This window comes from Streptomyces boninensis (assembly GCF_048572725.1).
GTDB classification, from domain to species: domain Bacteria; phylum Actinomycetota; class Actinomycetes; order Streptomycetales; family Streptomycetaceae; genus Streptomyces; species Streptomyces boninensis.
Genome location: NZ_CP183837.1, coordinates 7571160 through 7595657, shown reverse-complemented (window position 1 = coordinate 7595657; position 24498 = coordinate 7571160). Strand labels below are relative to the sequence as shown.

The window sequence follows — 24498 nt, the reverse complement described above, 5'->3', positions numbered from 1 at the left end:
CTCTCACTCTGGGCCGTTCATGTGCCCCCCGGCTTGGATATTCCGGCACTCTTCGGCCAGCCAGGCGGTCGGACTCACCCCTGTGTACTGGCGGAAGTCGCGCACCAGGTGCGAGTGGTCGTAGTAGCCGCAGTCGGCGGCCACCCGCGCCAGGTCGGGCGGTGCGTCGGCCACCACGGCCCGTACGACCTGCGCCTTCGCCCGCTCGAAGCGCATCAGCCTGGCGGCCTGCTTGGGCGTGACCCCGGTCTCGGCGCGGAAGAGGGCGGTGAGCCGCCGCTCGCTCAGCGCGACGTGCGCCGCCAGCCCCGGCACGGTGCCCGACCCGTGATGCCGGGCCAGCCAGGTCCAGGCCTCGGCGACCTCCGGCCGCACCGTGCCCTGGCGGGCGGCCGCGGCCCGGCGCCGAAAATACCCCCGCAGGATGTCGAACCGGTCCTCCCAGCTCGCCTTCTCCCGCAGTTGCTCCTGCACCTCGCCGCCGGCCCGGCCGAGCACATCCCGGCCGTCGGGAACGACGACCTGCCCGGAAAGCGCGGCCGCCGGCAGCCCGAACAGCGCCCGCGCCGCCAGCGGATGCACCGCGAGCTGCACGCCGGTCTGCCGGTCGGGCTGGTGCACATAGGCGGGCCCGTCCTGCAGCCCGCCGATGACGATGTCGGTGGCGAACCCGTCGCTCTGCTCGGGCGTCAGCCCACCGGTGACCGGGCCGTCCAGCGAGAAGATCAGCGTCAGATACGGGGACGGCAGCCCTCGGTGCACAGCCGGCCGCATTCCGTGCTGGTGATAGCCGACGGCCGAGAGCACCATGCCGCCCAGCCCGGGCGTCATGCGCACGAACTCCTGTAGCCCGACATCGGCACCCATACGTCCAGTATGCGCCGTGTGCCGCGGCAGGTCGCGGGGTCGTTACCGGGCCGCAATGACCATGACCACGACACCGGGCCCGCCCGGTGGCAGGATGCCCGGCACGGCGCGCAAACCGCCGCCGACCGGGACGTACGTTAGCCCGCCTCACCGCCTTGGAGGCATCGTGCCAACCCGCACCATCTCCTTCTCCTTCGCCGCCGCCGTCTGCGCGGCGGCCCTGGTCCTCGCCGGCTGCTCCAGCACCGAGTCGCAGGGCAAGAGCGGCGACGTGTCGCTCGTCGAGGACGGGAAGCTCCTCAATTGCACCGGGCTGCCGTACAAGCCCTTCGAGTACAAGGACAAGACGACCAAGAAGGTCGTCGGCTTCGACATCGACCTCATGGACCTGGTGGCGAAGAAGCTGAAGGTGAAGCAGGAGGTCGTGGACACGCCCTTCGAGGGCATCGAGTCCGGCGAGGTCTACAGCGCGGGCAAGTGCGACCTCTCCGCCGCGGGCATGACCATCACCCCGGAGCGCAAGGAGAAGTTCGACTTCTCCGCCCCGTACTTCGAGGCCACCCAGGCGCTGGTGACGAAGAAGGGCTCCGGCATGAGCGCGCTGGCCGCGCTCAAGGGCAAGAAGCTCGGGGTGCAGCAGGACACCACCGGGCAGAAGTACGCGCGCGACAACGCCAAGGGCGCCACGCTCATCGACTACGAGGACCTCGGCCTGATGCTGACGGGCCTTGAGACCGGCGAGGTACAGGCCGCCATCAACGACAACGGGGTTCTCTACGACTGGGTGAAGGCGAATCCCAAGTTCGAGGTGACCACCGAGTTCGACACCGGCGAGCAGTACGGCATCGGCATGAAGAAGGGGAACAAGGAGCTGCGCAAGGTCGTCAACTCCGTCCTCTCCAAGGCCAAGGCGGACGGCACGTACGACAAGATCTACAAGAAGTGGTTCGGCGAGGAAGCGGACGCGCAGTGAGCATGACCCCGCGCAAGCGGGCGCGGACGATCCAGGGGGCGCAGTACGGCGCGCTGGTCGTGGTCGCCGCCGTGCTGGCGCTCGCCGCCGACTGGGGTGAGATCCGGCGGGCGTTCTTCGACGTGGACGTGGCGAAGGACCAGTTCCCCGACATCATCACGACGGCGCTGGTCAACACCATCATCTACACCGGCATGGGCTTCGCCTTCGGCCTCGCGCTCGGCCTGCTGCTGGCACTGATGAAGCTGTCGTCGGTGCCGCCGAACCGCTGGCTGGCCACGGTCTACATCGAGTTCTTCCGCGGCGTGCCCGCGCTGCTGGTCTTCATCGCGCTCGGGTACGGCGTGCCGCTGGCCTTCCAGATCCGGGTCGACAAGCTGGTCACGGTGATGCTGGCGCTCGGCCTCGTCGGCGCCGCGTACATGGCGGAGACGATCCGCGCCGGCATCCAGGCGGTGCCCAAGGGGCAGGTGGAGGCGGCCCGTTCGCTGGGCATGTCGCAGGGGCGGGCGATGGTCTCGATCGTCATCCCGCAGGCCTTCCGCATCGTGCTGCCGCCGCTCGCCAACGAGCTGATCCTGCTCACGAAGGACTCATCCCTCGTGTACGTACTCGGGCTGGCGCTCGAGGAGCAGGAGCTGTCGAAGTTCGGCAAGGACGCGCTCAACGACTACCGCAGCCTGACGCCGATCCTGGTGGCCGGGCTGTGCTACCTCATCATCACCATCCCGCTCGGCCATCTGGTCCGGCGGCTGGAGGCGAAGGCGGCGAGGGCGAAGTGACGCTCGACAAGACGGACGCACCCCCGGAGGGTCCCGCGATCGAGGTCGCCGGGCTGCACAAGTCCTTCGGCGACCTGGAGGTGCTCAAGGGCATCGACCTGACGGTCCAGCGCGGCGAAGTCGTGTGCGTCATCGGCCCGTCGGGGTCTGGCAAGTCCACGCTGCTGCGGTGCGTGAACCTCCTGGAGGCGCCGACCGCGGGCACGGTCACCGTCTCCGGTACGGAGGTCACCGACCCGGACGTGGACATCAACGGGATGCGCCGCCGCATCGGCATGGTCTTCCAGGCCTTCAACCTCTTCCCGCACCTCACCGTCCTCGGCAACCTCACCATCGCCCAGCGCCGGGTCCTCGGCCGCAGCAAGCCGGAGGCGGAGCGGCTGGCCCGCTCGCACCTGGCGGGAGTCGGCCTGAGCGACAAGGAGTCGGCGTATCCGGCGCAGCTCTCCGGCGGCCAGCAGCAGCGTGCGGCGATCGCCCGCGCGCTGTCGATGGGCCCGGAGCTGATGCTCTTCGACGAGCCCACCTCGGCGCTCGACCCGGAGCTGGTCGGCGATGTCCTCGCGGTGATGCGCAAGCTGGCGGGCGAGGGCATGACGATGCTGGTGGTCACCCACGAGATGAGCTTCGCCCGCGAGGTCGCGGACCGCGTCATCTTCATGGACGACGGGCGGATCGTGGAGGAGGGCCCGGCGGAACAGGTCGTCACCGACCCGCAGCATGCGCGCACGCGGCTGTTCCTGGCGCGGGTGCTGGATCCGGCGGCGGCGGAGGTGGGCGAGGTCGGCTGACCGCCCCGGCACTCACCGGGGCCGCCGCCCCCAACCCGCGATCAGCGCCATGGACAGATCGCGGGTCCCGGGGGCGGCCAGGTATGCCAGGGCCTGATCCACGGTCTGCTCCGGTACGTCCGTGTGCTCGGCCATGCCCGGCCGGATCTTGCGCAGCGTCAGCCCCCAGAACACCCCGAGCGGCGAGTCCGCCGCCACCACCGGCAGCTCCGCGGCCATCCCGAGCGACTCCAGGCCGCGCCGGGCGAGCGCGGCCGGGTACTGCCGCCCGTACTCCCCGTCACTGCCGATCACGGCGGTCAGCGCCTGCCAGTGGGCGGCCATGGTGCGCCGGAAGGCGGGGTTGGGCGACGACGGGGATCCCAGGTCTGCCGCGTCGCTGACCAGCAGCCAGCCGCCGGGGCGCAGATACGACACCAGCCGGTCGAGCAGTTCCTCGCGCTCGCGTAGGTGCATCAGCAGGAAGCGGGCGTGCACCAGGTCGTAGCCGCCAGGTGGCGGCTCCTCGTGGGTGAGGTCCGCGCGGACCACGCGCAGCCTGGGATGGCTGATCCGCTCCAGGAACCGGGGGTCCCGGTCTAGGGCCACCACCTCGCCGTCGTCGCCGACCTGTCCGGCCAGCCAGCGGCTGACCGTGCCGGGTCCGGCGCCGACGTCGAGGCAGCGCCAGCCGGGGCCGACGCCGAGGTCGCCGAGCCAGCGGCGGGTCGCCGGGTCGAAGGCGGCGGCGAGTGCTTCGAGGCGGGTGAGCTCGTCGGTCGCCGCACCGCTGTACAGCCGCTCGCCGTAGCGCCCGGGCGCCTGGTGGTCCTGTCCCGCATGCATTGGTGTCCCCCTCGGTCGGGCCCGCCCCGGACACAGTGTGCCGGAGCGGGCCCGCCGGGGCGCTCAGCTGAGCGTCATCGCGTCCACGTCGAAGGAGTTGTTCTGCGGCGTGGTGAATCTCAGGTAGAGCTTCGTCACTCCGTCCTGAGCCGCGATGTCCACCGCCGGGGTGTCCTGGTACGTATCCCAGCCGCCGGTGTTCGGCACCGGGGTCGTCGCCAGGACCGGCCCGTCCGGCGCGTTCGCCCGGAGCTCGATCGCTCCGTTGCCGTACGGCGAGGACAGCTTGTAGCTGACCTTCGCCATGCCCTCCGAGGACATCGGCGCGAAGGAGATCCAGTCGCCGTCGCTGATGTCGCCGATGCGCTTGCCGTTCTCCGCGCCCGCCTGGCTGACGATGCGGGTGCCGGACTGGTCGTCGCGGTACTCGGCCTGCTTGTGCTGGGGCTGCAGCACGGCCTTGCCGTAGCCGGTGAGCTTGCTGACGCCCTCGCCCGCGCCGCCGTCCGTGTAGTGGGCGTTGAGGACGTACGTCAGGTCCGCGCCCTCCGGATGGCCGCCGAGGTCGCCCGTGTCGACCGTGCCCTCGCACCCCGGCAGGTCGGTGGTCGGATGCTCGTGGTCGTCGTGGCCGAGGGCCGGGTTGACGAAGACCTTGGAGCAGTCGACCGTGCCGTCCTCCGGGTCGGTGACCGTCACCTTGTACGGGACCTTGTCGCCGAAGGTGATCGCCTTGCCGTCGACCGGCGTTTCGATGGTCACCTTGGGCGCCGTATTGCCCGCCGTGATCGGCACGTTGGCGAAGCCGGACTTGCCGCTGGAGTCGGTGACCTTCAACTGCGCGGTGAAGTCGCCCTTCGTGTCGTACGTGTGGGAGGGGTTGGCGTCGGTGGAGTCGAAGGTGCCGTCGCCGTTGAAGTCCCACTCGTACTTGAGCGAGTCGCCGTCGGGGTCGGACGTGCCCTCGCTGGAGAAGTCCACCTTCAGCGGCACCGGGCCATTCGTGGCCGACGCCGTGGCCTTCACCACCGGGGAGCGCTTGCCCTGGGCGTAATCGATCCGGTAGAGCCCGGAGTCGGAGTTGCCGCCGCCGAATTCGCTGCCCCACTCCAGGACATACATCGAGCCGTCGGGCCCGAAGGTCATGTCCATCGGCTTGTTGAACTTCAGCGAGTCGAGGAAGTCATTGATCTTCAGCACCTTCCCGTCCTTGTCGAAGCGCATCTCCTTCACGTAGTTCCGCGACCACTCGTAGAAGAAGTTCGCGCCGTCGAAATAGGCCGGGAACTTCGTCTCCGACTTGTTGTCCGGGTCGTAGTTGTAGACCGGGCCGCTCATCGGGGCCGAGCCGCCCTCCCCCATCTCGGGGAACTTGTCCGACTTGCCGTAGCCGTACCAGACCTCGGGCAGCTGCGTCGTCGGCAGCTCCTTCAGACCGGTGTTGTTCGGCGAGGCGTTGGTGGGATTGGCGCAGTCGAACTTCGCGCCGATCTCGCCCGTGTCGGGGTTGAAGGGCGCGTACGGCTGGTTGTCACCGTGGCAGAACGGCCAGCCGTAGTTGCCGGCCTTTTTGATGACGTTGTACTCCACCAGGCCCTCAGGCCCGCGGTCCGTCGCCGGGGCGCCGCGGTCGGGGCCGTAGTCCGAGGCGTGTACGTACCCGGTCTTCGGGTCGACCGTGAAGCGGAACGGGTTGCGGAAGCCCATCGCGTAGATCTCGGGCTTGGTCTTGTCCGTGCCCGCCTTGAAGAGATTGCCCTTCGGGATGGTGTAGCCGCCGTCGTTCTTGGGCTTGATCCGCAGGATCTTGCCGCGCAGGTCGTTGGTGCTGCCCGCGGTGCGGGCGGCGTCCAGCATCTGCTTGCCCTCGCGCCAGTCGAGCGGGGCGTAGCCCTGCCAGTTGGGGTCGAGGTTGGGCGGCGTGTCGTCGCCCGTGCCGAGGTAGAGGGTGCGGTCCGGGCCGAACTCCACCGCGCCGCCGGTGTGCCCGGGCTCGGGGAAGGTGCGGTCGCGGTAGGCGGGCACGTCGAGGAGCTTCTTCTCGCTCGCCGTGTCCAGCTTGCCGTCCTTGATGGTGAAGCGGGACAGCCGGTTCACGTCGTCGGGACTGCTCGCCGGGGCGTAATAGAGATAGATCCAGTTGTTCTTGGCGAAGTCCGGATCGAGCTCCATGCCGACCAGGCCGTCCTCGCCGCCGGTGTAGACGTCGAGCTTGCCGGCGGTCGTGGTCTGGTGCGTGGCCGGGTCGAAGATCTGCACCTGGCCGGCGCGCTGGACGTAGAAGACGCGGCCGTCGGCGGCCACGTCGAGCTCCATCGGGTCGGCGGTGTCGTCGTCGAGGGTGACCTTCTCGTAGCCGTTCCAGACGGTGCCGCCACAGTCGGCCTGCTCGGCGCCCGCGGCCCACTTGATGCCGCCGACGACGTGGTCGCGGAAGTACTCCTCGGTGTACGAGGCCTTGTCGTGGCCCATCGCAGTGGCCCAGACCTTGCCGCCCGCGGCGTTGCGGCACCAGGAGATCGGGTGGTCGGCGCCCATGGCGTCGCCGCCCGGGTCGTAGGTGGTCTCGTCGGCGGTGGCCAGGACGTGCACCTCACCGCGCGGGTTCTTGTCGAAGTTGTACCACTCCTCCGGGCGCTCCCAGCGCTCCGGCAGCCCCTTGGTGGAGGGGTGGTCGTGGTCGGCGACCTTCGCGGTGCCCTGCAGCACGCCGGGTGAGTGGGAGGGCATGTGGGCGCCGCCGTTGATGGTGTCGTCCCACCAGGGGAAGGTGTCCTCGATGCCCATGTCGAGGGTGTTGTGGATGGCGACGACGCCCTTGCCGCTGCCGACGTAGTCCTGCATGGCTTTGCGCTGGGCGTCGGTGTCCCAGACCATGCCGGAGTTCTGCAGCATGATGATGACGTCGTACTGGGCGAGTTCGGCGTCGTTGAAGACCTTCGGGTCGTCGGTCTGGACGACCTCGAAGTTGTTCTCCTTCGCCTCCTCCTTCATCATCTCGATCCCGGCCGGAATCGAGTCGTGGACGTAGCCGACGGCCCGGGTGAAGAGGAGGGCCTTGAACTCGGCCTTGGGGGCGGCATTCGCGGGCAGCGCGGTGAGCGCGAGCAGCAGCGCTGCCGCGACCGCGACGATCGCTCTGAGTAAGACGCGTACATGACAATGCATTCAGCAGTCCTCTCCATGGATAACGGGGGTGGTGTGGGGGGTCAGTGCGTCAGGACAGGCCGCGGAGGAAGGCGAGCCCCTCCACGGCGATGGCGTCCTGCGTGGGGGCGAGTGAGCGCCAGACGGAGGCGGCGACCGCGATGGTGGCGTTGTGGGCGGTGAACGACTCGATGCAGAGCGGGCCTTCGTAGCCGGCTTCGGTGAGTGCCCGTACGAAGCCGGGCCAGTCGAGGTGATCGGCGCCGGGCGTGCCGCGGTCGTTCGCGCACACCTGGACGTGCGCGATACGGCCCGCGGCGGCGCGCACCGCATCCGGCAGCGACCGCTCCTCGATGTTCTGGTGGTACGTATCGAGGGCGATGCCTACGGCGTCGGCGGGCAGCCCGTCCAGCGCGGCCAGGGTCTGCTCGATCGTATTGAGCAGGCTGGTCTCGTAGCGGTTGAGCGGCTCGACCGCGATCCGCACCCCGGCCGCGGCGGCGTGCGCCGCGACCGGGGCGAGGTGTTCGCGCCACTCGGCGTAGGCCGCCGCCCGCTCGCCGTCGGCCATCCGCCAGGTACGGCCGACGGCGGCGTACACGGGCCCGGCGACGACCGGGGCGCCCACCTCCGCCGCCGCGTCCACGCAGCGGCGGAGGTAGTCCTGGGTCGTACGGACCGACTCCGGCTCGGTCCGTACGAGATCCCGGCCCGGACCCAGCACCGCGATCACGGCGGCGGGCGCGAGGCCGCTGGCGTCCAGCAGCCGGGCGGCCGCCTTGGGCTCCCAGTCGGCGGGGTCTTCGAGGGGCAGCTCGACGCAGTCGAAGCCCCATCCCGCGAGCCGTGGCAGCACCTCGGCGAGGGCCTGCTCGGTGACCGGGGAGTGCCAGATCCAGGGGTTGGCGCCGATCGCGAACGTCACTTCTTGCCCCACGCCTTCGGGTATCCGGGCAGGTCGGCGCAGCCGCACATGGCGTAGTGCAGCGGAGGCATGCCGCCTTGCAGATACTCGTCCAGGTTCTGCTGCGTGACCGTGGGCTGGGGCAACGTCCAGGTCTTCGGGACCTGCTCGCCCTTGAGGATCTTCAGCGCGGCGATCACCGGGGTCCGCCACTGGAAGGTGGGGTACGTCGGCGCGATCGCGGTGAGCTTCTTGTCCTTCCAGGCCTGCAGGAAGTCCTGCTGGTCCTCGCCGGTGATCGGCGGCACATCCTTGCCCGCGTCCTCGAAGGCCTCGACCGCCGCTACGGAGGTGGCGCCGGAGTCCATCCACACGCCGTCGATGTCGCCGTGCCGCGAAATGGCGTCGGAGACGACGGACTTGGTCTTGGACGGGTCGCCGTCGGTGAACTTCACCTCGGCCACGTCGAGGCCCGCCTTCTTGAAGGCGATCTGCGCGGCCGACCAGCGGGTCTCCAGCACATCGACACCCGGCGAGATGCGCAGCGCCACGATCTTGCCGCCCTTCTTCACCTTCTGGGTGAGGAAGTCCGCGGCGGCGGCCCCGTACGCGTACCCGCCGACCGGGCTGATGAAGGTGACCGCGCAGTCGGTCTGCACGCCGCGGTCGAAGACGATGACCGGGATCTTGCCGCAGGCCTGCTTGACGGCCGGGGTGAGGGTGGCGGTGGTGTTCGGGGAGACGATGAGAGCGTCGCAGTTCTGGCCGCTGAGCTCCTGGATGTCGGAGATCTGCTTGTCGTCCTTGCCCTGGGCGTCGAGGACGGTGAAGTCGTCGATCTCCTTATGGAGTTTCACCTCGGCCTTCATATTCTTCAGGCCGACCTGGCGCCAGGGGTTGAAGACGCCGGCGTTGGAGAAGCAGAGGTGCAGGCCGCTCGGGGACTTCGCCTTGTACTTGGCGGTGTCGGTCATCTCGGGTTCGAGCATCTGCTCCCAGGGCTTGTCGGCGGGCCCTTCGGGGGTGGCTTTGGCGAGCTTGAGCTGGCGCTCGTAGTCGGCCTGGTCGAAGAACTTGGACTGCTTGCTGTCGCTCTCCTTCGCGGCGGACGGGCCGCCGTCGGCCGATTCGGCGGGCTTGTCGGAGGAGCAGGAGGCGATCAGCGCTCCGGCCAGCAGGGCTGCGGCGAGCGGCAGGGCACGTCTGCGGGTACGGCTCATGAGGACTCCTGGGGGGAACGGCGGCGCAGCCGCGAGTAGTCGGCGGCGCCGAGAGCGACGGCGGCGATGACGATGAATCCCTGGACGGTGGACTCCAGCGCGCCGGAGACGCCCTGGAGGTTGAGCAGCGTGAAGAGGGCCTGGAGGGAGAAGGCGCCGGCCATGGCGGCGAGCACGGAGCCGCGGCCGCCGCCGAGGATGACGCCGCCGAGCACGACGGCGGTGATGGCCTCGAACTCCAGGCCGCGGCCCGCCTGCGCGGACACCCCGGAGAACCCGGCGACCAGCACCGCCGCCAGCGCGGCGGCCACGCCGGAGCCGAGAAAGGCGAGGGTCCGTACGCGCGGCACCCGCACGCCCGCGAGCCCCGCGGCCCGCTCGCTGTCGCCGGTGGCGATGAGCGTACGGCCGAAGTCCGACCGCATCAGCCACCACGCGGCGGCGCCGACGGCGAGGCAGGCAAGCACCGCCCACGGCAGCCAGCCGCCGGCGGTGCCGCGGCCGAAGGCGCGGAAGCTCTCCGGGAGGGTGCCCTGGGGGGAGCCGCCGGTCCAGTAGAAGACGGCGCCTTCGAGGATGAGCATCATGCCGAGGGTGGTGATGAAGGACGGCACCCGGAGCCGGGTGGTGATCAGCCCATTGACCAGCCCGACCACGGCCCCGGCCGCCAGCAGCCCGGCGGTGACCAGCACCCAGGGCGCGTCGGGATACGACCCGTAGAACTCGGCCGCCGCGACCACTCCGGCGGTGACGACGGCTCCGACGGAGAGGTCGAAGCCGCCGGAGACGATCACGAGGTACTGCCCGGCCGCGAGGATCACCAGGGGCGCGGCCCGCTTGATGAAGGCCAGGAAGCTGTCCGGCTCGTAGAAGGCGGGCTCGGTGATGGCGAGGGCGGCGAGGAGGACGATGAGGAGGACGTAGACGGGAGCGCCGGTCCCGAGGCGCCGCCCGGCGCCGGTGATGACGGCGGTGGCCGTACTCATGCGGACGCCTCCTTCTCCGGCTCTGATTGCCGTGCGGGTGGGCGGGCGGGCATGCGCCTCCGAGCCCCGCGCGGCCGCGCATAGATCGCCACGGCCGCGATGATGACGACCCCGCGGACGACGTTCTTGAAGAACGGGTCGACCGACAGCTGGTTGAAGACGCTGTCCAGGACGGACAGCACCAGCACCCCGCCGAGCGTCCCGGCGACCCCGCCGCGGCCACCCGCAAGGGCCGTGCCTCCGAGCACGACGGCGGCTATCGACTCCAGGTCATAGCGCGCCTCGGTCCCCGCCCACGGCGCGCCCGCGCCAAGGCGCGCCGCGAGGAACAGCGCCGCCGCCCCGACGCACAGCGAGCACAGCACATGCGCGGCGACGACAGTCCGCTTGGTCCGTACGCCCGAAAGCCGCGCCGCGTGCTCATCGCCACCCGTGGCGTACATGTGATGCCCGAGCCGCGTCCGCTTAGTGATCAGCCACAGCGCAAACGCGACGCCGGCCAGCAGAAAGACCGACACCGGGATCGGCCCGATCCGGTCGTACCCCAGCTTCTGGAAGGACGCGGGCACATCCCCCGCCGGCCCCGTGTAGTTGTCCTCGATATAGCCGCGCAGGATGAAAGCCATCCCCAGCGTCGCGATGAAGGCATTCACCTTCAGCCCGGTCACGATCAGCCCGTTCGCGAGCCCCACCGCCGCCGACAGCAGCAGCACCGCGAGCACGGCCGTCACCACGCCGCCGTCCTGCATCGTCTCCGCGGCGACCAGCGTCCCGATGCTGATCAGATACGCGACGGACAGGTCGAGCGAGCCGGTGAGGATGACCGCGGACTGGCCGACGGCGACGAGGCCCAGCGCAACGCTGTTCTGGAGGATGCCGGTGACGCCGGTACGGGAGAGGAGGTTGCCGCCGTCGATGGCGACGATGATCCAGCCGAGGAGGGTAACGGCCCCGGCGGCCAGCCACACCCCCACCACGGGGTCGTTGAGCTTCAGCCGGCGTGGCGTCGGCAGCCGCCGGGAGGGCTTCGGGGCGGCCTCGGTCCGTACCGCGGTCATGCGGCGGCCCCCTTCGGCTCAGCGGCGGGTTCGCTGGTGGCGAGCCGCATGATCTGCTCCTCACCCGCACCGGCGGGGAGTTCGCCCGCGAGGGACCCGTGCGCCATGACCACGATCCGGTCGCTCATCCCGATCAGCTCGGGCAGCTCGGAGGAGACGATCAGCACCGCCATCCCGTCGCGGGCGAGCTCGCGGACCAGGGTGTGGATGGCGGCCTTGGCACCGACGTCGACGCCGCGGGTGGGCTCGTCGAAGAGCAGCACCTTCGGGCGGACGGCGAGCCACTTGGCGATGACGACCTTCTGCTGATTGCCGCCGGAGAGGTACTTGACCTCCTGGTCCTCGCCGCGGGCGCGCAGCCGGACCCGTTCCAGCAGCCCGCCGAGGTCGCGTAAGCCGCGGCCCGGGACAGCCCGCGTGACGAGGAGCGCGTTATCGCGTACGGACTGGCGCAGGGCCAGGCCCTCCGCCTTGCGGTCCTCGGTGACCAGCGCGATCCCGGCGCGGATCGCCTGCCGGGGGCCGGCCGGCCGTAACGGCGTCATCGTCCCTTCGGTGAACGGCGCCGCCCCGAAGAGCGCCCGCGCGAGCGAGGTGCGCCCCGAGCCCTGCAGCCCGGCGATGCCGACCACTTCGCCTGCGCGCAGGGTCAAGTCGATGCCGGACAGGCGCTCGTTGCCGCCGCCGGAGACGGTGAGCAGCGGCTCGCCGATCTCCTCGAATTCCGCGCGCGGCGGATAGTACGAGCCGAGCTCGCGCCCCACCATCGCGCGGACCACCTCGTCGGCGGTGGTCCCGGCCGTGTCCAGGGTGGCGACCTTGCGGCCGTCCTTGAGGACGGTGATGCGCCGCGACAGGTCGAAGACCTCGCGGAGCCGGTGGGAGATGTAGAGGATGCCGATGCCGCGGTCGGCGAGACGGCGCACCAGGCCGTGCAGCAGCTCGACTTCGTGGTCGGCGAGCGGCGCGGTCGGCTCGTCCATGACAAGCACCCGGACGTCGGAAGCCGCCAGCGCCTTCACGATCTCGACAGTCTGCTGGCGGGCCACGGACAGGTCCTTCACCAGCATCCCGGGCGCGATCCCGGTCTCGTCCAGCTCGGCGAGCAGCTCTGCCGTACGGGCCTCCATGGCGCGGCGGTCGACCAGGCCGCGGCGGACGGGCTCGCGGCCGAGGAAGACGTTCTCGGCGACGGTCCGGTGCGGGAGCAGCGCCAACTCCTGGTGGATCAGGCCGATTCCGGCGGCCTGGGCCTGGCCGGGGTGGGAAAAGGAAACCACGGACCCGGCTAACTCAATGGTGCCGCCGTCGGGGGCGTATTCGCCGGCGAGGATCTTCATCAGCGTCGACTTTCCGGCGCCGTTCTCCCCGACCAGCGCGTGCACTTCACCCGGTTCGAGGTCGAGCGACACCCCATGCAGCACCCGTACGCCCAGGAAACTCTTGGACACGTCCCGCATCTTCAGCATGACGTGCAATGTCCCGAGCCAGCTTTGAACCGTCAAGGGCCAAAGCAACGCGAGCATTTGGATTTTTGTGCCGGAGCTTTGGATGATCCGCGAACAAAGGCTGTCTTGCCGCTTGCAGAAGTCGTCTTTAAGGTGACTGCCGTGACCTCGCCTTCAGTCCGGACGCCCGGCGATGTGCTCGCGCTGATCAGCGCCGGCTCCGCCGCCACCCGCGCCGACATCGCCCGGCTGACGGGGCTGGCCCGCTCCACCGTCTCCCAGCGCGTCGACGCGCTGATCGCGCACGGCTTCGTGGACGAGACCGCCGACGCCGGGTCCACCGGCGGCCGCCCGCCGCGCCGGCTCAGCCTGCGCACCCGCGAGCATGCCGTGGCCGGCGTCGACCTGGGCGCCTCGCACTGCCGGGTGGCGCTGCTCGACATCGGCGGCACGCTGCTGGCCGTACGGGAGGATCCGCTGAAGATCGCGGACGGGCCGCGGGCGGTGCTGGCGCATGTGGACCGCACGCTGCGCGCGCTGCTGGCGGAGACGGACCGCGGGCAGGGGGCCGGGCTGCGGGCGATCGGGGTCGGGGTGCCCGGCCCGGTGGAGTTTTCCACAGGCCGCCCCGTGGACCCGCCGATCATGCCAGGCTGGCACCGCTTCCCCATCCCGGAGTATTTCGCCGAGCACTACGGAGTCCGCGCCCTGGTCGACAATGACGTCAATGTGATGGCCCTGGCCGAGCAGCGCCAGGCCTTCCCCGAGACCCGCTATCTGCTCTACCTCAAGGTCGGCACCGGCATCGGCTGCGGCATCATCGCCGACGGCCGGCTGCACCGCGGCGCCCAGGGCTCGGCGGGCGACATCGGGCACATACGGGTCGGCGAGCGCGAGGACCTGTGCCGGTGCGGCAATTCCGGCTGCCTGGAGGCGATCGCGGGCGGCGCGGCGGTGGCGGAGCGGCTGGCGGAGCTGGGGCTGGACGCCCGGTCCGGCGTCGATGTCGTACGCCTCGTGCAGGAGGGCAATCGCGACGCCGTCCGGATGGTGCGCGAGGCCGGGCGGGCGGTCGGCGAGGTGCTGTCGGGGCTCGTCAACTTCTTCAACCCGGAGACGGTGGTAGTCGGCGGCGCGCTCGCCGCGGTCCACGACCAGCTGCTTGCGGGCGTACGGGAAGCGGTCTACCGGCGCTCGCATCCGCTGGCCACCCACGTGCTGCGGATCGAGCCCAGCCGCACCGGCGAGAACGCCGCGGCGGTGGGCGCCGCCATCCTCGGGATCGAGCATGCGCTGTCACCTGCGCAGGTGGACCGGGCGCTGGCACAGACGGGCTGAAGTCACCGGCGGTGACGGGCTGAAGTGACCGGCGGTCGGCCAAATTTGACCGTGTCGGATCTTTGACTTGTTCTTGGTTTGGGGGTTGAGTAAGGCACTACGTGCCTGCCCGTTGATGCCACCGGAGGACTCAGATGTCGGAGCAGCAGGACCAGCCACTCGTCGCCGATGACAGCCTGGAGAGCGAGGGCCGCTGCCCGGTCGTGCACGCCCGCGCACCCCACCCCACGCAGAACGCCGTGGGCGGCAACCACGGCTGGTGGCCGAATCAGCTCAACCTCAAGATCCTCGCCAAGAACCAGCCGGTCACGAACCCGTACGGCGGAGACTTCGACTACGCCGAGGCGTTCAACAGCCTCGACCTGCCCGCCGTGAAGCGGGACATCGAGGAGGCCCTCACCACCTCCCTGGACTTCTGGCCCGCCGACTTCGGCCACTACGGCCCGCTGATCATCCGGATGGCCTGGCACTCCGCCGGCACCTACCGGATCAGCGACGGCCGCGGCGGTGCGGGCGCGGGCCAGCAGCGCTTCGCCCCGCTGAACAGCTGGCCGGACAACGGCAACCTGGACAAGGCGCGCCGGGTGCTGTGGCCGGTGAAGAAGAAGTACGGCAAGAGCATCTCCTGGGCGGACCTGATGATCCTCTCCGGGAATGTGGCCCTGGAGTCCATGGGCTTCCCGACCTTCGGCTTCGGCGGCGGCCGCGCCGACACCTGGGAGCCGGAGGAGGACGTCTACTGGGGCCCGGAGCAGACCTGGCTCGGCGATGAGCGTTACACCGGCGACCGCGAGCTGGAGAACCCGCTCGGCGCGGTCCAGATGGGCCTGATCTACGTCAACCCGGAGGGCCCGAACGGCAACCCGGACCCGATTGCCGCGGCCCGCGACATCCGCGAGACGTTCCGCCGCATGGCGATGAACGACGAGGAGACCGTCGCACTGATCGCCGGCGGCCACACCTTCGGCAAGACCCACGGCGCGGGCGACGCCGACCTGGTCGGCGCCGAGCCCGAGGCCGCGCCGATCGAGGAGATGGGCCTGGGCTGGAAGAGCGCGTACGCCTCCGGCAAGGGCGCCGACGCGATCACCTCCGGTCTCGAGGTCACCTGGACCCCGACGCCCACGAAGTGGGACAACACCTTCTGGGAGGTGCTGTTCGGCTACGAGTGGGAGCTCTTCCAGTCGCCGGCCGGCGCCAACCAGTGGCGGCCCAAGGACGGCGCCGGCGCCGGCACCGTACCGGACCCGGCATCCCCCGACGACGCGTCGAAGCGCCGCCAGCCGACGATGCTGACGACGGACCTGTCGCTGCGCTTCGACCCGGTCTACGAGCCGATCTCGCGGCGCTTCATGGAGAACCCGGAGGAGTTCCGGGAGGCCTTCGCGCGCGCCTGGTTCAAGCTCGTCCACCGCGACATGGGCCCGGTCGTGCGCTACCTCGGCCCGGAGGTGCCCAGCGAGATCCAGCTGTGGCAGGACCCGGTCCCGGCCGTCGACCACCCGCTGGTCGGCGACGCGGAGATCGCTCAGCTCAAGGAGCAGGTGCTGGCCTCGGGCCTCACCGTCTCGCAGCTGGTGACCACGGCCTGGGCGTCGGCCGCGTCCTTCCGCGGCAGCGACAAGCGCGGCGGCGCCAACGGCGGCCGCATCCGCCTGCAGCCGCAGGCCGGCTGGGAGGTCAACCAGCCGGACGAGCTGGCCACCGTGATCAGCAAGCTGGAGAGCGTCCAGCAGACCTTCAACTCCGCTGCCCCCGGCGGCAAGAAGATCTCCCTCGCCGACCTGATCGTCCTCGCCGGCGCGGCGGGCGTCGAGCAGGCGGCGAAGAACGCCGGCCTCGACACCAAGGTCCCGTTCACCCCGGGCCGTACGGACGCCTCCCAGGAGCAGACGGACGTCGAGTCCTTCGCCGCAATGGAGCCCACCTCGGACGGCTTCCGCAACTGGGTCGGCAAGGGCAACCGCCTCCCGGCCGAGTTCCTGCTGCTGGACAAGGCCAACCTGCTCACCCTGAGCGCGCCGGAGATGACGGTGCTGGTCGGCGGCCTGCGGGTGCTGGGCGCCAACCACCAGGGCGGAAAGCACGGCGTCCTCACCACACAGCCGGAGTCGCTGACGAACGACTTCTTCACCAACCTGCTCGACATGGACGTCGAGTGGAAGCCGACGTCCGAGGACGCGACCACCTTCGAGGGCCGCGACGCCTCCGGCCAGGTGAAGTGGACCGGGACCCGGGTCGACCTGATCTTCGGGTCCAACTCGGAGCTGCGGGCGCTGTCCGAGGTGTACGCGAGCGATGACGCGAAGGAGAAGTTCGCGGCGGACTTCGTGAAGGCGTGGACCAAGGTCATGGACCTGGACCGGTTCGACCTGAAGAAGTGATCTCGCGCTGAACGCAGCCGACGGCCGGTCCGCATCCGCGGGCCGGCCGTCGGGCGTTGTCAGCGCTTCTCGCAGAGCGCGGCGTCCACGGTCCCCAGCAGGTCCCGCAGCGCCCCGGCGTCCTGCGAGGCATTCGCCGTCGTGTAGACGGTGGCGGTACGGCCGTTCGCGGTACGGCCGCCGAGCACCGAGTCGCCTGGCAGGTCACCGTCGTGGCCCAGGTAGGTGCCGCCGCAGCTCAGCGGGATCCGGGCGATGCCGTAGCCGTATCTGGTGCCCGCCGGGTAGTACTCGCTGCGGCCGTCCACGCTGCTGGTGTCGTGGGTCATCAGCCGCACCGCCCAGCGCGGCAGCAGCTTGCCGCCGAGCAGGCCGTTCCAGAACCTGTCGAGATCGCGCGGCGTGGAGACCAGCCCGCCGGACGGGCCGAACTCATAGCCCGGCAGGTCGGTGATGTCGGTGAAGCCCGCCTCCGGGTTCATGGGGTTGACCCCGTAATTGCGGGCGTGCGGGCCGCGCAGGGTGAGTTCGCCGCGGGCGGGCCAGTACGTGCCGTCGAGGCCGAGCGGCTCGATGATGTGGCGCTCGATGTAGGTTCGGAAATCCGTGCCCGACATCTTATCGATGATCATGCCCAGGATGAGGTAGTTGGTGTTGGAGTAACCCCAGTCGGCGCCCGGCGCGAAGTCGGGGTCCTGGCGCAGCGACAGCGACAGATACTCCTCGGTCGTGTACGGGTCGGGGCGGGTCCAGTCCACCTGGGTGACGAACTCCGGCAGTCCGCTGCGCTGCTTGAGCAGCTGCCGCACGGTGATGTCGCGGTCCGCGAGCTGCGGTACGTACCGCCCGGCGCGGTCGTCGAGCCCCAGCTCGCCGTGGGCCACCAGCCGCATCACGGCTGCCGCGGTGAACGACTTGGTCTGGCTGGCGATCCGGAAGCTCGCGTCAGGCCCCGGCATCGGCCGCTCGGTGCCGACCTCGGCGGTGCCGGCGGTGCGCGTCCGGCGCCCGTCGTACGCCAGGGCGCCCGGCACCCCGTCCTCGCCCACGAGCCGCTCCAGCCCCTGCCGCACCCGGTCCTTGCCGCGCTGTGAGCCGCCGTCCCCGCCGTCCAGGGCGCTGGCGCCCGGCGCGACGGCGGCGACCAGCGCGGCGGCGAGGAGGAAGGAAGCGGTGGTGCGGCGGGCGGTCGAGCGGGTCATGGCGTCTCCTCGGCTTGGCTGACCGGTACGGGCAACAGCCTTCCTGGATCACCGCGCCCGATCACTGGGGAGCCCTGCCGGATCCGTACTGCAGCCAGCCCCACCTTGCGCAACTCATTGACGGGGCAACTCCCCATCCCTACGGTCTCGTTCGAAGTGCTGCACAATGTCCGATATTTCGAACATTCAATTGCGGAGGCCTCCCCTCATGACACTCAGACGCCTCGGGCTCAGCGCGCTGCTCGCCGCCTCGCTCCTGGCCCCCGCCCCCGGAGCCGCCGCCGCCGAGCCCGCCGACTACACGATCGACGTGGATACGGCGGGCAATGGCGCGAAGATCGACGACTCGATGTACGGGGTCTTCTTCGAGGACATCAACCAGGCCGCGGACGGCGGCATTTACGCGGAGCTGGCGCAGAACCGGTCCTTCGAGTTCTCGGCCGCGGACAACGCGAAGTACACGCCGCTGACCGGCTGGGACACGAGCGGCTCGGCGAAGGTGCAGGGCGACGACGGGCGGCTGAACGAGCGCAACCGCAACTACCTCGCCCTCGGCGCGAACTCGTCCGTGACGAACAAGGGCTTCAGGACCGGGATAGCGGTCGAGAAGGGAAAGTCGTACGACTTCTCGGTGTGGGCCCGGGCCGAGGGCAACGCGCCGCTGACGGTGTCGCTCGCCGACGGCGAGGGCGCGCTCGCGACCGCCCGCAAGGTGACCGCACGGGGCGGCTGGGCGAAGTACAAGGCGTCGCTGACCGCGCGGCGGACATCCACGACCGGCCGCCTGACGATCGCGTCCGGCTCCACCCCCGCCGGCCTCGACATGGTCTCGCTCTTCCCGCGCGATACGTACAAGGGCCGCCCGGGCGGCCTGCGCAAGGACCTCGCCGAGAAGGTCGAGGCGCTGCACCCCGGCTTCGTCCGCTTCCCGGGCGGCTGCCTGGTCAACACCGGCAGCCACCAGGGCTACGACGCGGCCTCGGGCTATGAGCGCAAGCGCTCGTACCAATGGAAGGACACGGTCGGCCCGGTGGAAACGCGGGCGACGAACGCCAACTTCTGGGGCTACAACCAGAGCTACGGCCTCGGCTACTACGAGTACTTCCAGTTCGCCGAGGACATCGGCGCCATGCCGCTGCCCGTCGTCCCCGCGATGGTGACCGGCTGCGGGCAGAACAAGGCGACGGACGACCCGGCCTTGCTCAAGCGGCACATCCAGGACACCCTCGACCTGATCGAGTTCGCCAACGGCCCGGCGAGCAGCAAGTGGGGCAAGGTGCGGGCGGAGATGGGCCACCCGAAGCCCTTCGGCCTGACCCATCTCGGCGTGGGCAACGAGGAGAATCTGCCCGACGAGTTCATGGCCCGCTTCAAGCAGTACCAAGCGGCGATCGAGGCGAAGCACCCGGAGATCACGATCGTCTCCAACTCAGGACCCGACGACTCCGGCCAGACCTTCGACCGCGCCTGGCAGCTCAACCGGGAAGCCGGCGTGGAGATGGTCGACGAGCACTATTACAACAGCCCGCGCTGGTTCCTGGAGAACAACGACCGCTACGACGCGTACGACCGCGGCGGCCCGAAGGTCTTCCTCGGCGAGTACGCCTCCCAGGACAACAAGTTCGGCAATGCCCTCGCCGAGGCGGCGTACATGACCGGCCTGGAGCGCAATGCGGACATCGTCAAGCTGGCCTCGTACGCGCCGCTGCTGGCGGGTGAGGGGACGGTGCAGTGGGACCCGGACATGATCTGGTTCGACAACACCCGATCGTGGGGCTCGGCGAACTATGAGGTGCAGAAGCTCTTCATGAACAACGCCGGGGATTCGGTCGTGCCGTCGAAGGCCTCCGAGACCCCGCTGACGTCCGGGCCAATCACCGGCGGCATCGGCCTGTCCACCTGGGCGACCAGCGCGGCGTACGACGAAGTGAAGGTGACGGGCGAGGGCGGCGAGGAGCTCTTCGCCGACGACTTCTCGGCCGGTGCCGGGAAGTGGAAGCCGGGGACCGGCACGGGTGCGTGGGCGGTCCAGGACGGGGCGTACGTCCAGTCGGACGAGGCGGCGGAGAACACGCTGGTCACGGCCGGTGATCCCAAGTGGCAGAACTACGACCTGAAGCTCAAGGCCACGAAGAAGTCCGGCAAGGAGGGCTTCCTGGTCGCCTTCGGCCTCAAGGACACCGGAAACCACTACTGGTGGAACCTGGGCGGCTGGGGCAACACCACCTCCGCCGTCGAGCGCACGGTCGACGGCGGCAAGGAGACGATGCTGCAGAAGGACACGAAGATCGAGACGGGGCGGGCGTACGACGTGGAGGTCAAGGTCCGCGGCCGGACGGTGGCGCTGTACCTGGACGGCGAGAAGTGGGGCGAATTCACGGACGACAAGAAGGCGGAGCCGTTCCGGCAGGTGGTCACGCGGGACAAGGCCACCGGCGACCTGATCGTCAAGGTCGTCAACGCGCAGGCGGACGCGGCCCGTACGGAGATCTCCCTCGGGGCGGGGAGCAGTCCCGGGCGACGGGCGGACGTCACCACGCTGACGGCGGACCCCGGGGCGGAGAACACGAAGGACGCGCGGCCGGTCAAGCCGGAGCGGTCGGTCTTCGACGGCGTCGCGGAGCGCTTCGCGTACACCTTCCCGGCCCATTCGGTGACGTTCCTGCGGATCAAGGAGTAGATGCCCGCCATGTCATGGACATAACTAAGTTACCGATCCGTCGGTCTTGCTTCACCTCCGCCGCTCAGGCTCACTGGCATCAACTCCCCCAGAGACAAGGCGGATTGTGAGACCTCTGCGAACCCTGATGCGCACGGTCCCGGTGGCGGTGGCACTCGCCGCCGCCGGGATCCTCGCCGCCCCCTCCGCCGCACAGGCTGCCACCGATGGGCCGGATGTCATCGCCCACCGCGGCTCCTCCGGCGTGGCGCCCGAGAACACCGAGGTCGCGACGCGCCTTGCGGTGCGGCAGGGTGCCGACTTCGTCGAGATCGATGTGCAGCGCACCAAGGACGGCAAGCTCGTCAACTTCCACGACTGCACGATGCAGCGCACGACCAATGTCGAGGAGGTCTTCCCCGGCCGGCCCAGCTACCGCGTCTCCGACTTCACCTGGGCCGAGCTGCAGCGGCTGGACGCCGGGTCCTGGTTCCACGAGAAGTACGCGGGTGCGCCGATCATCACCGTCGACCGGGTGATCGAGCTGGTCCACCGCAAATCGGCCCTGCTCGCCGAGATCAGCCCGTGCGGGCACTACGGCACCGGCATAGCAGCCGACTTCGCGAGCTACCTCGAGGCGAAGCCCGGATACGTGCGGGACGCCCTGGCGCGCGGCAAGCTGGCCGTGCAGTCCTTCGAGCTGGACGATGCCGGGGTCTTCAACGGCCGGCTGCCGCGGATACCCTTCGGCTTCCTCGACGCCGACCGGCCGACCGAGGCCGAGCTGGTGGCCCTCAGCGCCTGGGCGGATCAGGTGAATCCGCAGTACACGGTCACCGATCAGGCGCTGGTCGACCGGGTGCACCAGCTCGGCATGGACATCAATGTGTGGACCGTCGACGAGCCGGGCGCCATGCGCCAGATGGCCGGTCTCGGCGTCGACGGCATCATCACGGACTATCCGCAGTCACTCACCCAGTCGCTCACCCAGCGCTGAACGCGTGCACGGTCGTGCTGCGATACGTGGCCCCCGGCCGCAGCACCGTGGACGGGAACGACGGCTGGTTCGGCGAGTCCGGGAAGTGCTGCGTCTCCAGGCAGAAGCCGTCGCCCTGGCGGTAGATCCGGTCCGAGGTCCCGACAATCGTCCCCGCCAGGAAATTGCCCGTGTAGAACTGCACCCCCGGCTCGGTCGTTGAGATCGTCATCGTCCGGCCCGACCCCGGCTCGCGCACCGTGAGAATCCGCTCGGCGGCCCGCGTCATCCCTTTGTCGAGCACGAAGTTGTGATCGATCCCCTGCCCGTACAGCAGCTGCTGATGCCGGTCACGGATATCCGCGCCGATCGCCTTGAAGCGACGGAAGTCGAACGGCGTCCGGGCCACCGGAGCCAGCTCCCCCGTCGGGATGAGCCCGGCATCCACCGGCGTGTACCGGGCCGCGTCGAGCTGCAGCTCGTGGCCGTAGATGTCGCCCGAGCCCTCGCCCGCGAGGTTGAAGTACGTGTGGCTGGTCAGGTTCACCACGGTCGGCTTCGAGGTGGTGGCCTCGTAGTCGATACGGAATTCACCCCGCGAGGTGAGCGTGTAATCCACCCGTGTGCGTAGCGTCCCCGGATACCCCATCTCCCCATCGGCGCTCACATACCGCAGCGTCAGCCCGACATTCCCGCCCTTGACGAACGGCTCCACATCCCAGACCCGCTTGTCGAAGCCCTTCGTGCCGCCGTGCAGGCTGTTCTCTTTGTCGTTCTTCGGCAGCTGATAGGTCTTGCCGTCGAGCGTGAAGGTGCCGCCCGCGATCCGGTTCCCGTAGCGCCCGATGAGCGCACCGAAGTACGTCTCCGCCTTTACGTAACCCTCGACGTCGGCGCAGCCGAGCGACACATTCGCGTACCGTCCCCGCCGGTCCGGCAGCTCCAGTCGGTGCACGATGCCGCCGTACGAGAGAACGGCCAAGCGGGTGCCGCCGTTCGCGAAGGTCCAGACATCCACGCGGGTGCCGTCGGCGAGCTTGCCGAACGGAGCCCGCTTCGGGGCCTCCCGGCCCCCCGCGCCCGCCCCCGTTGCCGCCGCCGGCGCCGCCAGGCCGCCCGCCGCGGCGAGGCCGCCCGCCGTCGCCGCGATCACGCCACGTCTGCTGATGGGCATGGGAACTCCCCTTTCCTCAAGCCTTGGTTCGAGATTTCGCACACCGTTCGAACTGACGGCGTGACCCTACGAAGGGGGTCTTGGACTGTCAACGCTCCGCGTCATTGTCGAACGCGCGTCGAATTCGGTCCGACCCGTTGACGCGTCTTCCAGGCACATCTACCTTCCGTTCGAAGTCTTGATCAACGTTCGGGATCTCGAACGAGCGCGAAAGGATCCACATGCCCTCCCCCACCGCCCGCTTCGCCCTGCACCCGGCCTTCACCGTCGGGCAGGTGCACCCCCGGGTCTTCGGCTCGTTCGTCGAGCACCTCGGCCGCTGCGTCTACACCGGCATCTACGAGCCCGGCCACCCCGAGGCGGACGCCGCGGGCCTGCGCCAGGACGTGCTCGCCCTCGTCCGCGAGCTGGGCGTCACCGCGATCCGCTACCCGGGCGGCAACTTCGTCTCGGGATTCCGCTGGGAGGACTCGGTCGGCCCGGTCGAGGACCGCCCGCGCCGCCTCGACCTCGCCTGGCGGACCACGGAGCCGAATGCCTTCGGGCTGGGCGAGTTCATGGGCTTCCTGAAGAAGTTGGGCCCCGAGTCCGAGCCGATGCTCGCGGTCAACCTCGGCACCCGGGGCGTACCGGAGGCCCTCGAACTGCTCGAATACGCCAACCACCCGGCCGGCTCCGCCCTCGCCGAGCGGCGGATCGCGCACGGCGACAAGGAGCCGTACGGCATCCGCATGTGGTGTCTCGGCAATGAGATGGACGGGCCCTGGCAGACCGGCCACAAGACCGCCGCCGAGTACGGGCGGCTGGCCGCCGAGACCGCGCGGGCGATGCGGCAGTACGACCCGGAGCTGGAGCTGGTCGCCTGCGGCTCCTCCGGGCAGTCGATGCCGACCTTCGGCGCGTGGGAGGCCGAGGTGCTCACGGAGACGTACGACCTGGTCGACCACGTCTCGCTGCACGCCTACTACGAGGAGCTGGACGGCGACCGCGACTCCTTCCTCGCCTCCGCCGCCGACATGGAGTCCTTCATCGACAACGTCGTCGCCACCTGCGACCACGTCGGCGCGAAGCTCAAGTCGGACAAGCGGATCCATCTGTCCTTCGACGAGTGGAACGTCTGGTACATGCGGCGCCACCAGGAGCAGTCCGCGGCCGAGCCGCTGGACTGGCCGGAGGCGCCGCGGCTGCTGGAGGACAGCTACTCCGTCACCGACGCCGTCGTCTTCGGCTCCCTCGTCATCACCCTGCTGCGGCACGCCGACCGGGTCACGGCCGCCTGCCTGGCGCAGCTGGTCAATGTCATCGCGCCGATCATGACGGAGCCGGGCGGCCCGGCCTGGCGGCAGACCACGTTCTTCCCGTTCGCGCAGGCCGCCCGGCACGGGCGCGGGGAGGTTCTGGACGTACGGGTGGACTCGCCCACGTACACCACCGCGAAGTACGGCGAGGTGCCGCTGCTGCACGCGACCGCGGTGCGCGACCCGGAGTCGGGCGGCGTCAGCGTCTTCGCGGTGAACCGCAGCCAGACCGAGGCGCTGCCGCTGCAGATCGCGCTCGACGCGGGCCTTGGCCTGACCCGTATCGAAGAGCACTCGGTGCTCGCCGACGCCGACCCCGACGCCGCCAACACCCTCGCGGACCCGGAGCGCGTCGCACCGCACCCGGGCGAGGGCGCGGCGCTGACCGCCGGCGGCCTCGCGGCCACCCTCGAGCCGCTGTCCTGGACCATGATCCGCCTCGCCTGAGGCCTGTCCCCTGCCGAAA

Annotated in this window: 18 protein-coding genes; 8 read left to right on the top strand and 10 right to left on the bottom strand. The window is 70.0% G+C overall.

Translation table 11 applies throughout. The features are described from left to right. Positions 1-3 precede the first annotated feature (3 nt). Positions 4-867 (bottom strand): helix-turn-helix domain-containing protein, encoded by an 864-nt coding sequence (locus tag ACNNMR_RS34580; protein ID WP_419998633.1) that lies wholly within the window; start codon positions 865-867, stop codon positions 4-6. A gap of 166 nt (positions 868-1033) precedes the next feature. Between ACNNMR_RS34580 and ACNNMR_RS34575 the strand changes: the two genes are divergently transcribed. Genes ACNNMR_RS34575 through ACNNMR_RS34565 form a run of 3 tightly spaced genes read left to right on the top strand, consistent with a single transcriptional unit; the run spans position 1034 to position 3413 of the window. Then, positions 1034-1840: an ABC transporter substrate-binding protein gene (locus ACNNMR_RS34575; RefSeq protein ID WP_419998632.1), complete on the top strand. Its 807-nt coding sequence runs from the start codon at positions 1034-1036 to the stop codon at positions 1838-1840. A gap of 2 nt (positions 1841-1842) precedes the next feature. Continuing rightward, entirely contained in the window at positions 1843-2622 is a 780-nt protein-coding gene (locus tag ACNNMR_RS34570; protein WP_420000585.1) for an amino acid ABC transporter permease, read from the top strand. After that, positions 2619-3413 carry an amino acid ABC transporter ATP-binding protein gene (locus tag ACNNMR_RS34565; protein ID WP_419998631.1) on the top strand — a complete coding sequence of 265 codons (795 nt, stop codon included), beginning with the start codon at positions 2619-2621 and terminating at the stop codon, positions 3411-3413. Before ACNNMR_RS34570 ends, ACNNMR_RS34565 begins: the two co-directional genes overlap by 4 nt. Before the next feature lie 12 nt (positions 3414-3425). Here the strand turns inward: ACNNMR_RS34565 and ACNNMR_RS34560 are convergent, their stop codons facing one another. From ACNNMR_RS34560 to ACNNMR_RS34530, 7 genes are all read right to left on the bottom strand, one after another. After that, positions 3426-4238: a class I SAM-dependent methyltransferase gene (locus tag ACNNMR_RS34560; RefSeq protein ID WP_419998630.1), complete on the bottom strand. Its 813-nt coding sequence runs from the start codon at positions 4236-4238 to the stop codon at positions 3426-3428. Positions 4239-4301: 63 nt separating this feature from the next. Continuing rightward, the gene (locus ACNNMR_RS34555) at positions 4302-7406 is read right to left on the bottom strand and encodes a ThuA domain-containing protein (protein ID WP_419998629.1); all 3105 of its coding nucleotides are present in this window, start codon (positions 7404-7406) and stop codon (positions 4302-4304) included. Between the two features lie 49 nt (positions 7407-7455). Next, positions 7456-8310: a sugar phosphate isomerase/epimerase family protein gene (locus ACNNMR_RS34550; protein WP_419998628.1), complete on the bottom strand. Its 855-nt coding sequence runs from the start codon at positions 8308-8310 to the stop codon at positions 7456-7458. Then, positions 8307-9509 (bottom strand): substrate-binding domain-containing protein, encoded by a 1203-nt coding sequence (locus ACNNMR_RS34545; RefSeq protein ID WP_419998627.1) that lies wholly within the window; start codon positions 9507-9509, stop codon positions 8307-8309. Before ACNNMR_RS34545 ends, ACNNMR_RS34550 begins: the two co-directional genes overlap by 4 nt. After that, a complete protein-coding gene (locus tag ACNNMR_RS34540; protein ID WP_419998626.1) occupies positions 9506-10495 on the bottom strand; it encodes an ABC transporter permease in 990 nt (329 codons plus the stop codon). The genes ACNNMR_RS34545 and ACNNMR_RS34540 overlap by 4 nt, the downstream gene beginning before the upstream one ends. Then, positions 10492-11553 carry an ABC transporter permease gene (locus ACNNMR_RS34535; RefSeq protein ID WP_419998625.1) on the bottom strand — a complete coding sequence of 354 codons (1062 nt, stop codon included), beginning with the start codon at positions 11551-11553 and terminating at the stop codon, positions 10492-10494. The genes ACNNMR_RS34540 and ACNNMR_RS34535 overlap by 4 nt, the downstream gene beginning before the upstream one ends. Next, entirely contained in the window at positions 11550-13022 is a 1473-nt protein-coding gene (locus ACNNMR_RS34530; protein WP_419998624.1) for a sugar ABC transporter ATP-binding protein, read from the bottom strand. The genes ACNNMR_RS34535 and ACNNMR_RS34530 overlap by 4 nt, the downstream gene beginning before the upstream one ends. A 141-nt stretch (positions 13023-13163) precedes the next feature. On the opposite strand from ACNNMR_RS34530, the gene ACNNMR_RS34525 reads away from it, so the two are divergent. Both ACNNMR_RS34525 and katG read left to right on the top strand, forming a co-directional pair. Next, positions 13164-14339: an ROK family protein gene (locus ACNNMR_RS34525; RefSeq protein WP_419998623.1), complete on the top strand. Its 1176-nt coding sequence runs from the start codon at positions 13164-13166 to the stop codon at positions 14337-14339. Between the two features lie 134 nt (positions 14340-14473). After that, on the top strand, positions 14474-16723 hold the full coding sequence (gene katG / locus ACNNMR_RS34520) for a catalase/peroxidase HPI (RefSeq protein ID WP_419998622.1): 2250 nt from the start codon (positions 14474-14476) through the stop codon (positions 16721-16723). A 59-nt stretch (positions 16724-16782) separates the two neighbouring features. Here katG and ACNNMR_RS34515 read toward each other — a convergent pair whose 3' ends face one another. Further along, a complete protein-coding gene (locus ACNNMR_RS34515; protein WP_419998621.1) occupies positions 16783-17925 on the bottom strand; it encodes a serine hydrolase domain-containing protein in 1143 nt (380 codons plus the stop codon). 208 nt (positions 17926-18133) lie between these two features. Here ACNNMR_RS34515 and ACNNMR_RS34510 point away from each other — a divergent pair, with 208 nt between their 5' ends. Further along, the gene (locus tag ACNNMR_RS34510; protein WP_419998620.1) at positions 18134-20605 is read left to right on the top strand and encodes an alpha-L-arabinofuranosidase C-terminal domain-containing protein; all 2472 of its coding nucleotides are present in this window, start codon (positions 18134-18136) and stop codon (positions 20603-20605) included. Positions 20606-20711: 106 nt separating this feature from the next. Beyond that, a complete protein-coding gene (locus ACNNMR_RS34505; RefSeq protein ID WP_419998619.1) occupies positions 20712-21581 on the top strand; it encodes a glycerophosphodiester phosphodiesterase in 870 nt (289 codons plus the stop codon). On the opposite strand, the gene ACNNMR_RS34500 is transcribed toward ACNNMR_RS34505, so the two are convergent. Continuing rightward, positions 21568-22734: an aldose epimerase family protein gene (locus ACNNMR_RS34500; RefSeq protein ID WP_419998618.1), complete on the bottom strand. Its 1167-nt coding sequence runs from the start codon at positions 22732-22734 to the stop codon at positions 21568-21570. The genes ACNNMR_RS34505 and ACNNMR_RS34500 overlap by 14 nt on opposite strands. Before the next feature lie 221 nt (positions 22735-22955). On the opposite strand from ACNNMR_RS34500, the gene ACNNMR_RS34495 reads away from it, so the two are divergent. Next, positions 22956-24479, top strand: a complete 1524-nt coding sequence (locus tag ACNNMR_RS34495; RefSeq protein ID WP_419998617.1) for an alpha-N-arabinofuranosidase — start codon at positions 22956-22958, stop codon at positions 24477-24479. The last annotated feature ends 19 nt before the right edge of the window (positions 24480-24498 follow it).

What these genes read in the sequence shown, in the direction of transcription:
- ACNNMR_RS34580 (WP_419998633.1), bottom strand. Translation starts at nt 867, where the DNA reads ATGGGTGCCGATGTCGGGCTACAGGAGTTCGTGCGCATGACGCCCGGG.
- ACNNMR_RS34570 (WP_420000585.1), top strand. Translation starts at nt 1,843, where the DNA reads ATGACCCCGCGCAAGCGGGCGCGGACGATCCAGGGGGCGCAGTACGGC.
- ACNNMR_RS34560 (WP_419998630.1), bottom strand. Translation starts at nt 4,238, where the DNA reads ATGCATGCGGGACAGGACCACCAGGCGCCCGGGCGCTACGGCGAGCGG.
- ACNNMR_RS34555 (WP_419998629.1), bottom strand. Translation starts at nt 7,406, where the DNA reads ATGCATTGTCATGTACGCGTCTTACTCAGAGCGATCGTCGCGGTCGCG.
- ACNNMR_RS34545 (WP_419998627.1), bottom strand. Translation starts at nt 9,509, where the DNA reads ATGAGCCGTACCCGCAGACGTGCCCTGCCGCTCGCCGCAGCCCTGCTG.
- ACNNMR_RS34540 (WP_419998626.1), bottom strand. Translation starts at nt 10,495, where the DNA reads ATGAGTACGGCCACCGCCGTCATCACCGGCGCCGGGCGGCGCCTCGGG.
- ACNNMR_RS34535 (WP_419998625.1), bottom strand. Translation starts at nt 11,553, where the DNA reads ATGACCGCGGTACGGACCGAGGCCGCCCCGAAGCCCTCCCGGCGGCTG.
- ACNNMR_RS34530 (WP_419998624.1), bottom strand. Translation starts at nt 13,022, where the DNA reads ATGCTGAAGATGCGGGACGTGTCCAAGAGTTTCCTGGGCGTACGGGTG.
- katG (WP_419998622.1), top strand. Translation starts at nt 14,474, where the DNA reads ATGTCGGAGCAGCAGGACCAGCCACTCGTCGCCGATGACAGCCTGGAG.
- ACNNMR_RS34515 (WP_419998621.1), bottom strand. Translation starts at nt 17,925, where the DNA reads ATGACCCGCTCGACCGCCCGCCGCACCACCGCTTCCTTCCTCCTCGCC.
- ACNNMR_RS34510 (WP_419998620.1), top strand. Translation starts at nt 18,134, where the DNA reads ATGACACTCAGACGCCTCGGGCTCAGCGCGCTGCTCGCCGCCTCGCTC.
- ACNNMR_RS34500 (WP_419998618.1), bottom strand. Translation starts at nt 22,734, where the DNA reads ATGCCCATCAGCAGACGTGGCGTGATCGCGGCGACGGCGGGCGGCCTC.
- ACNNMR_RS34495 (WP_419998617.1), top strand. Translation starts at nt 22,956, where the DNA reads ATGCCCTCCCCCACCGCCCGCTTCGCCCTGCACCCGGCCTTCACCGTC.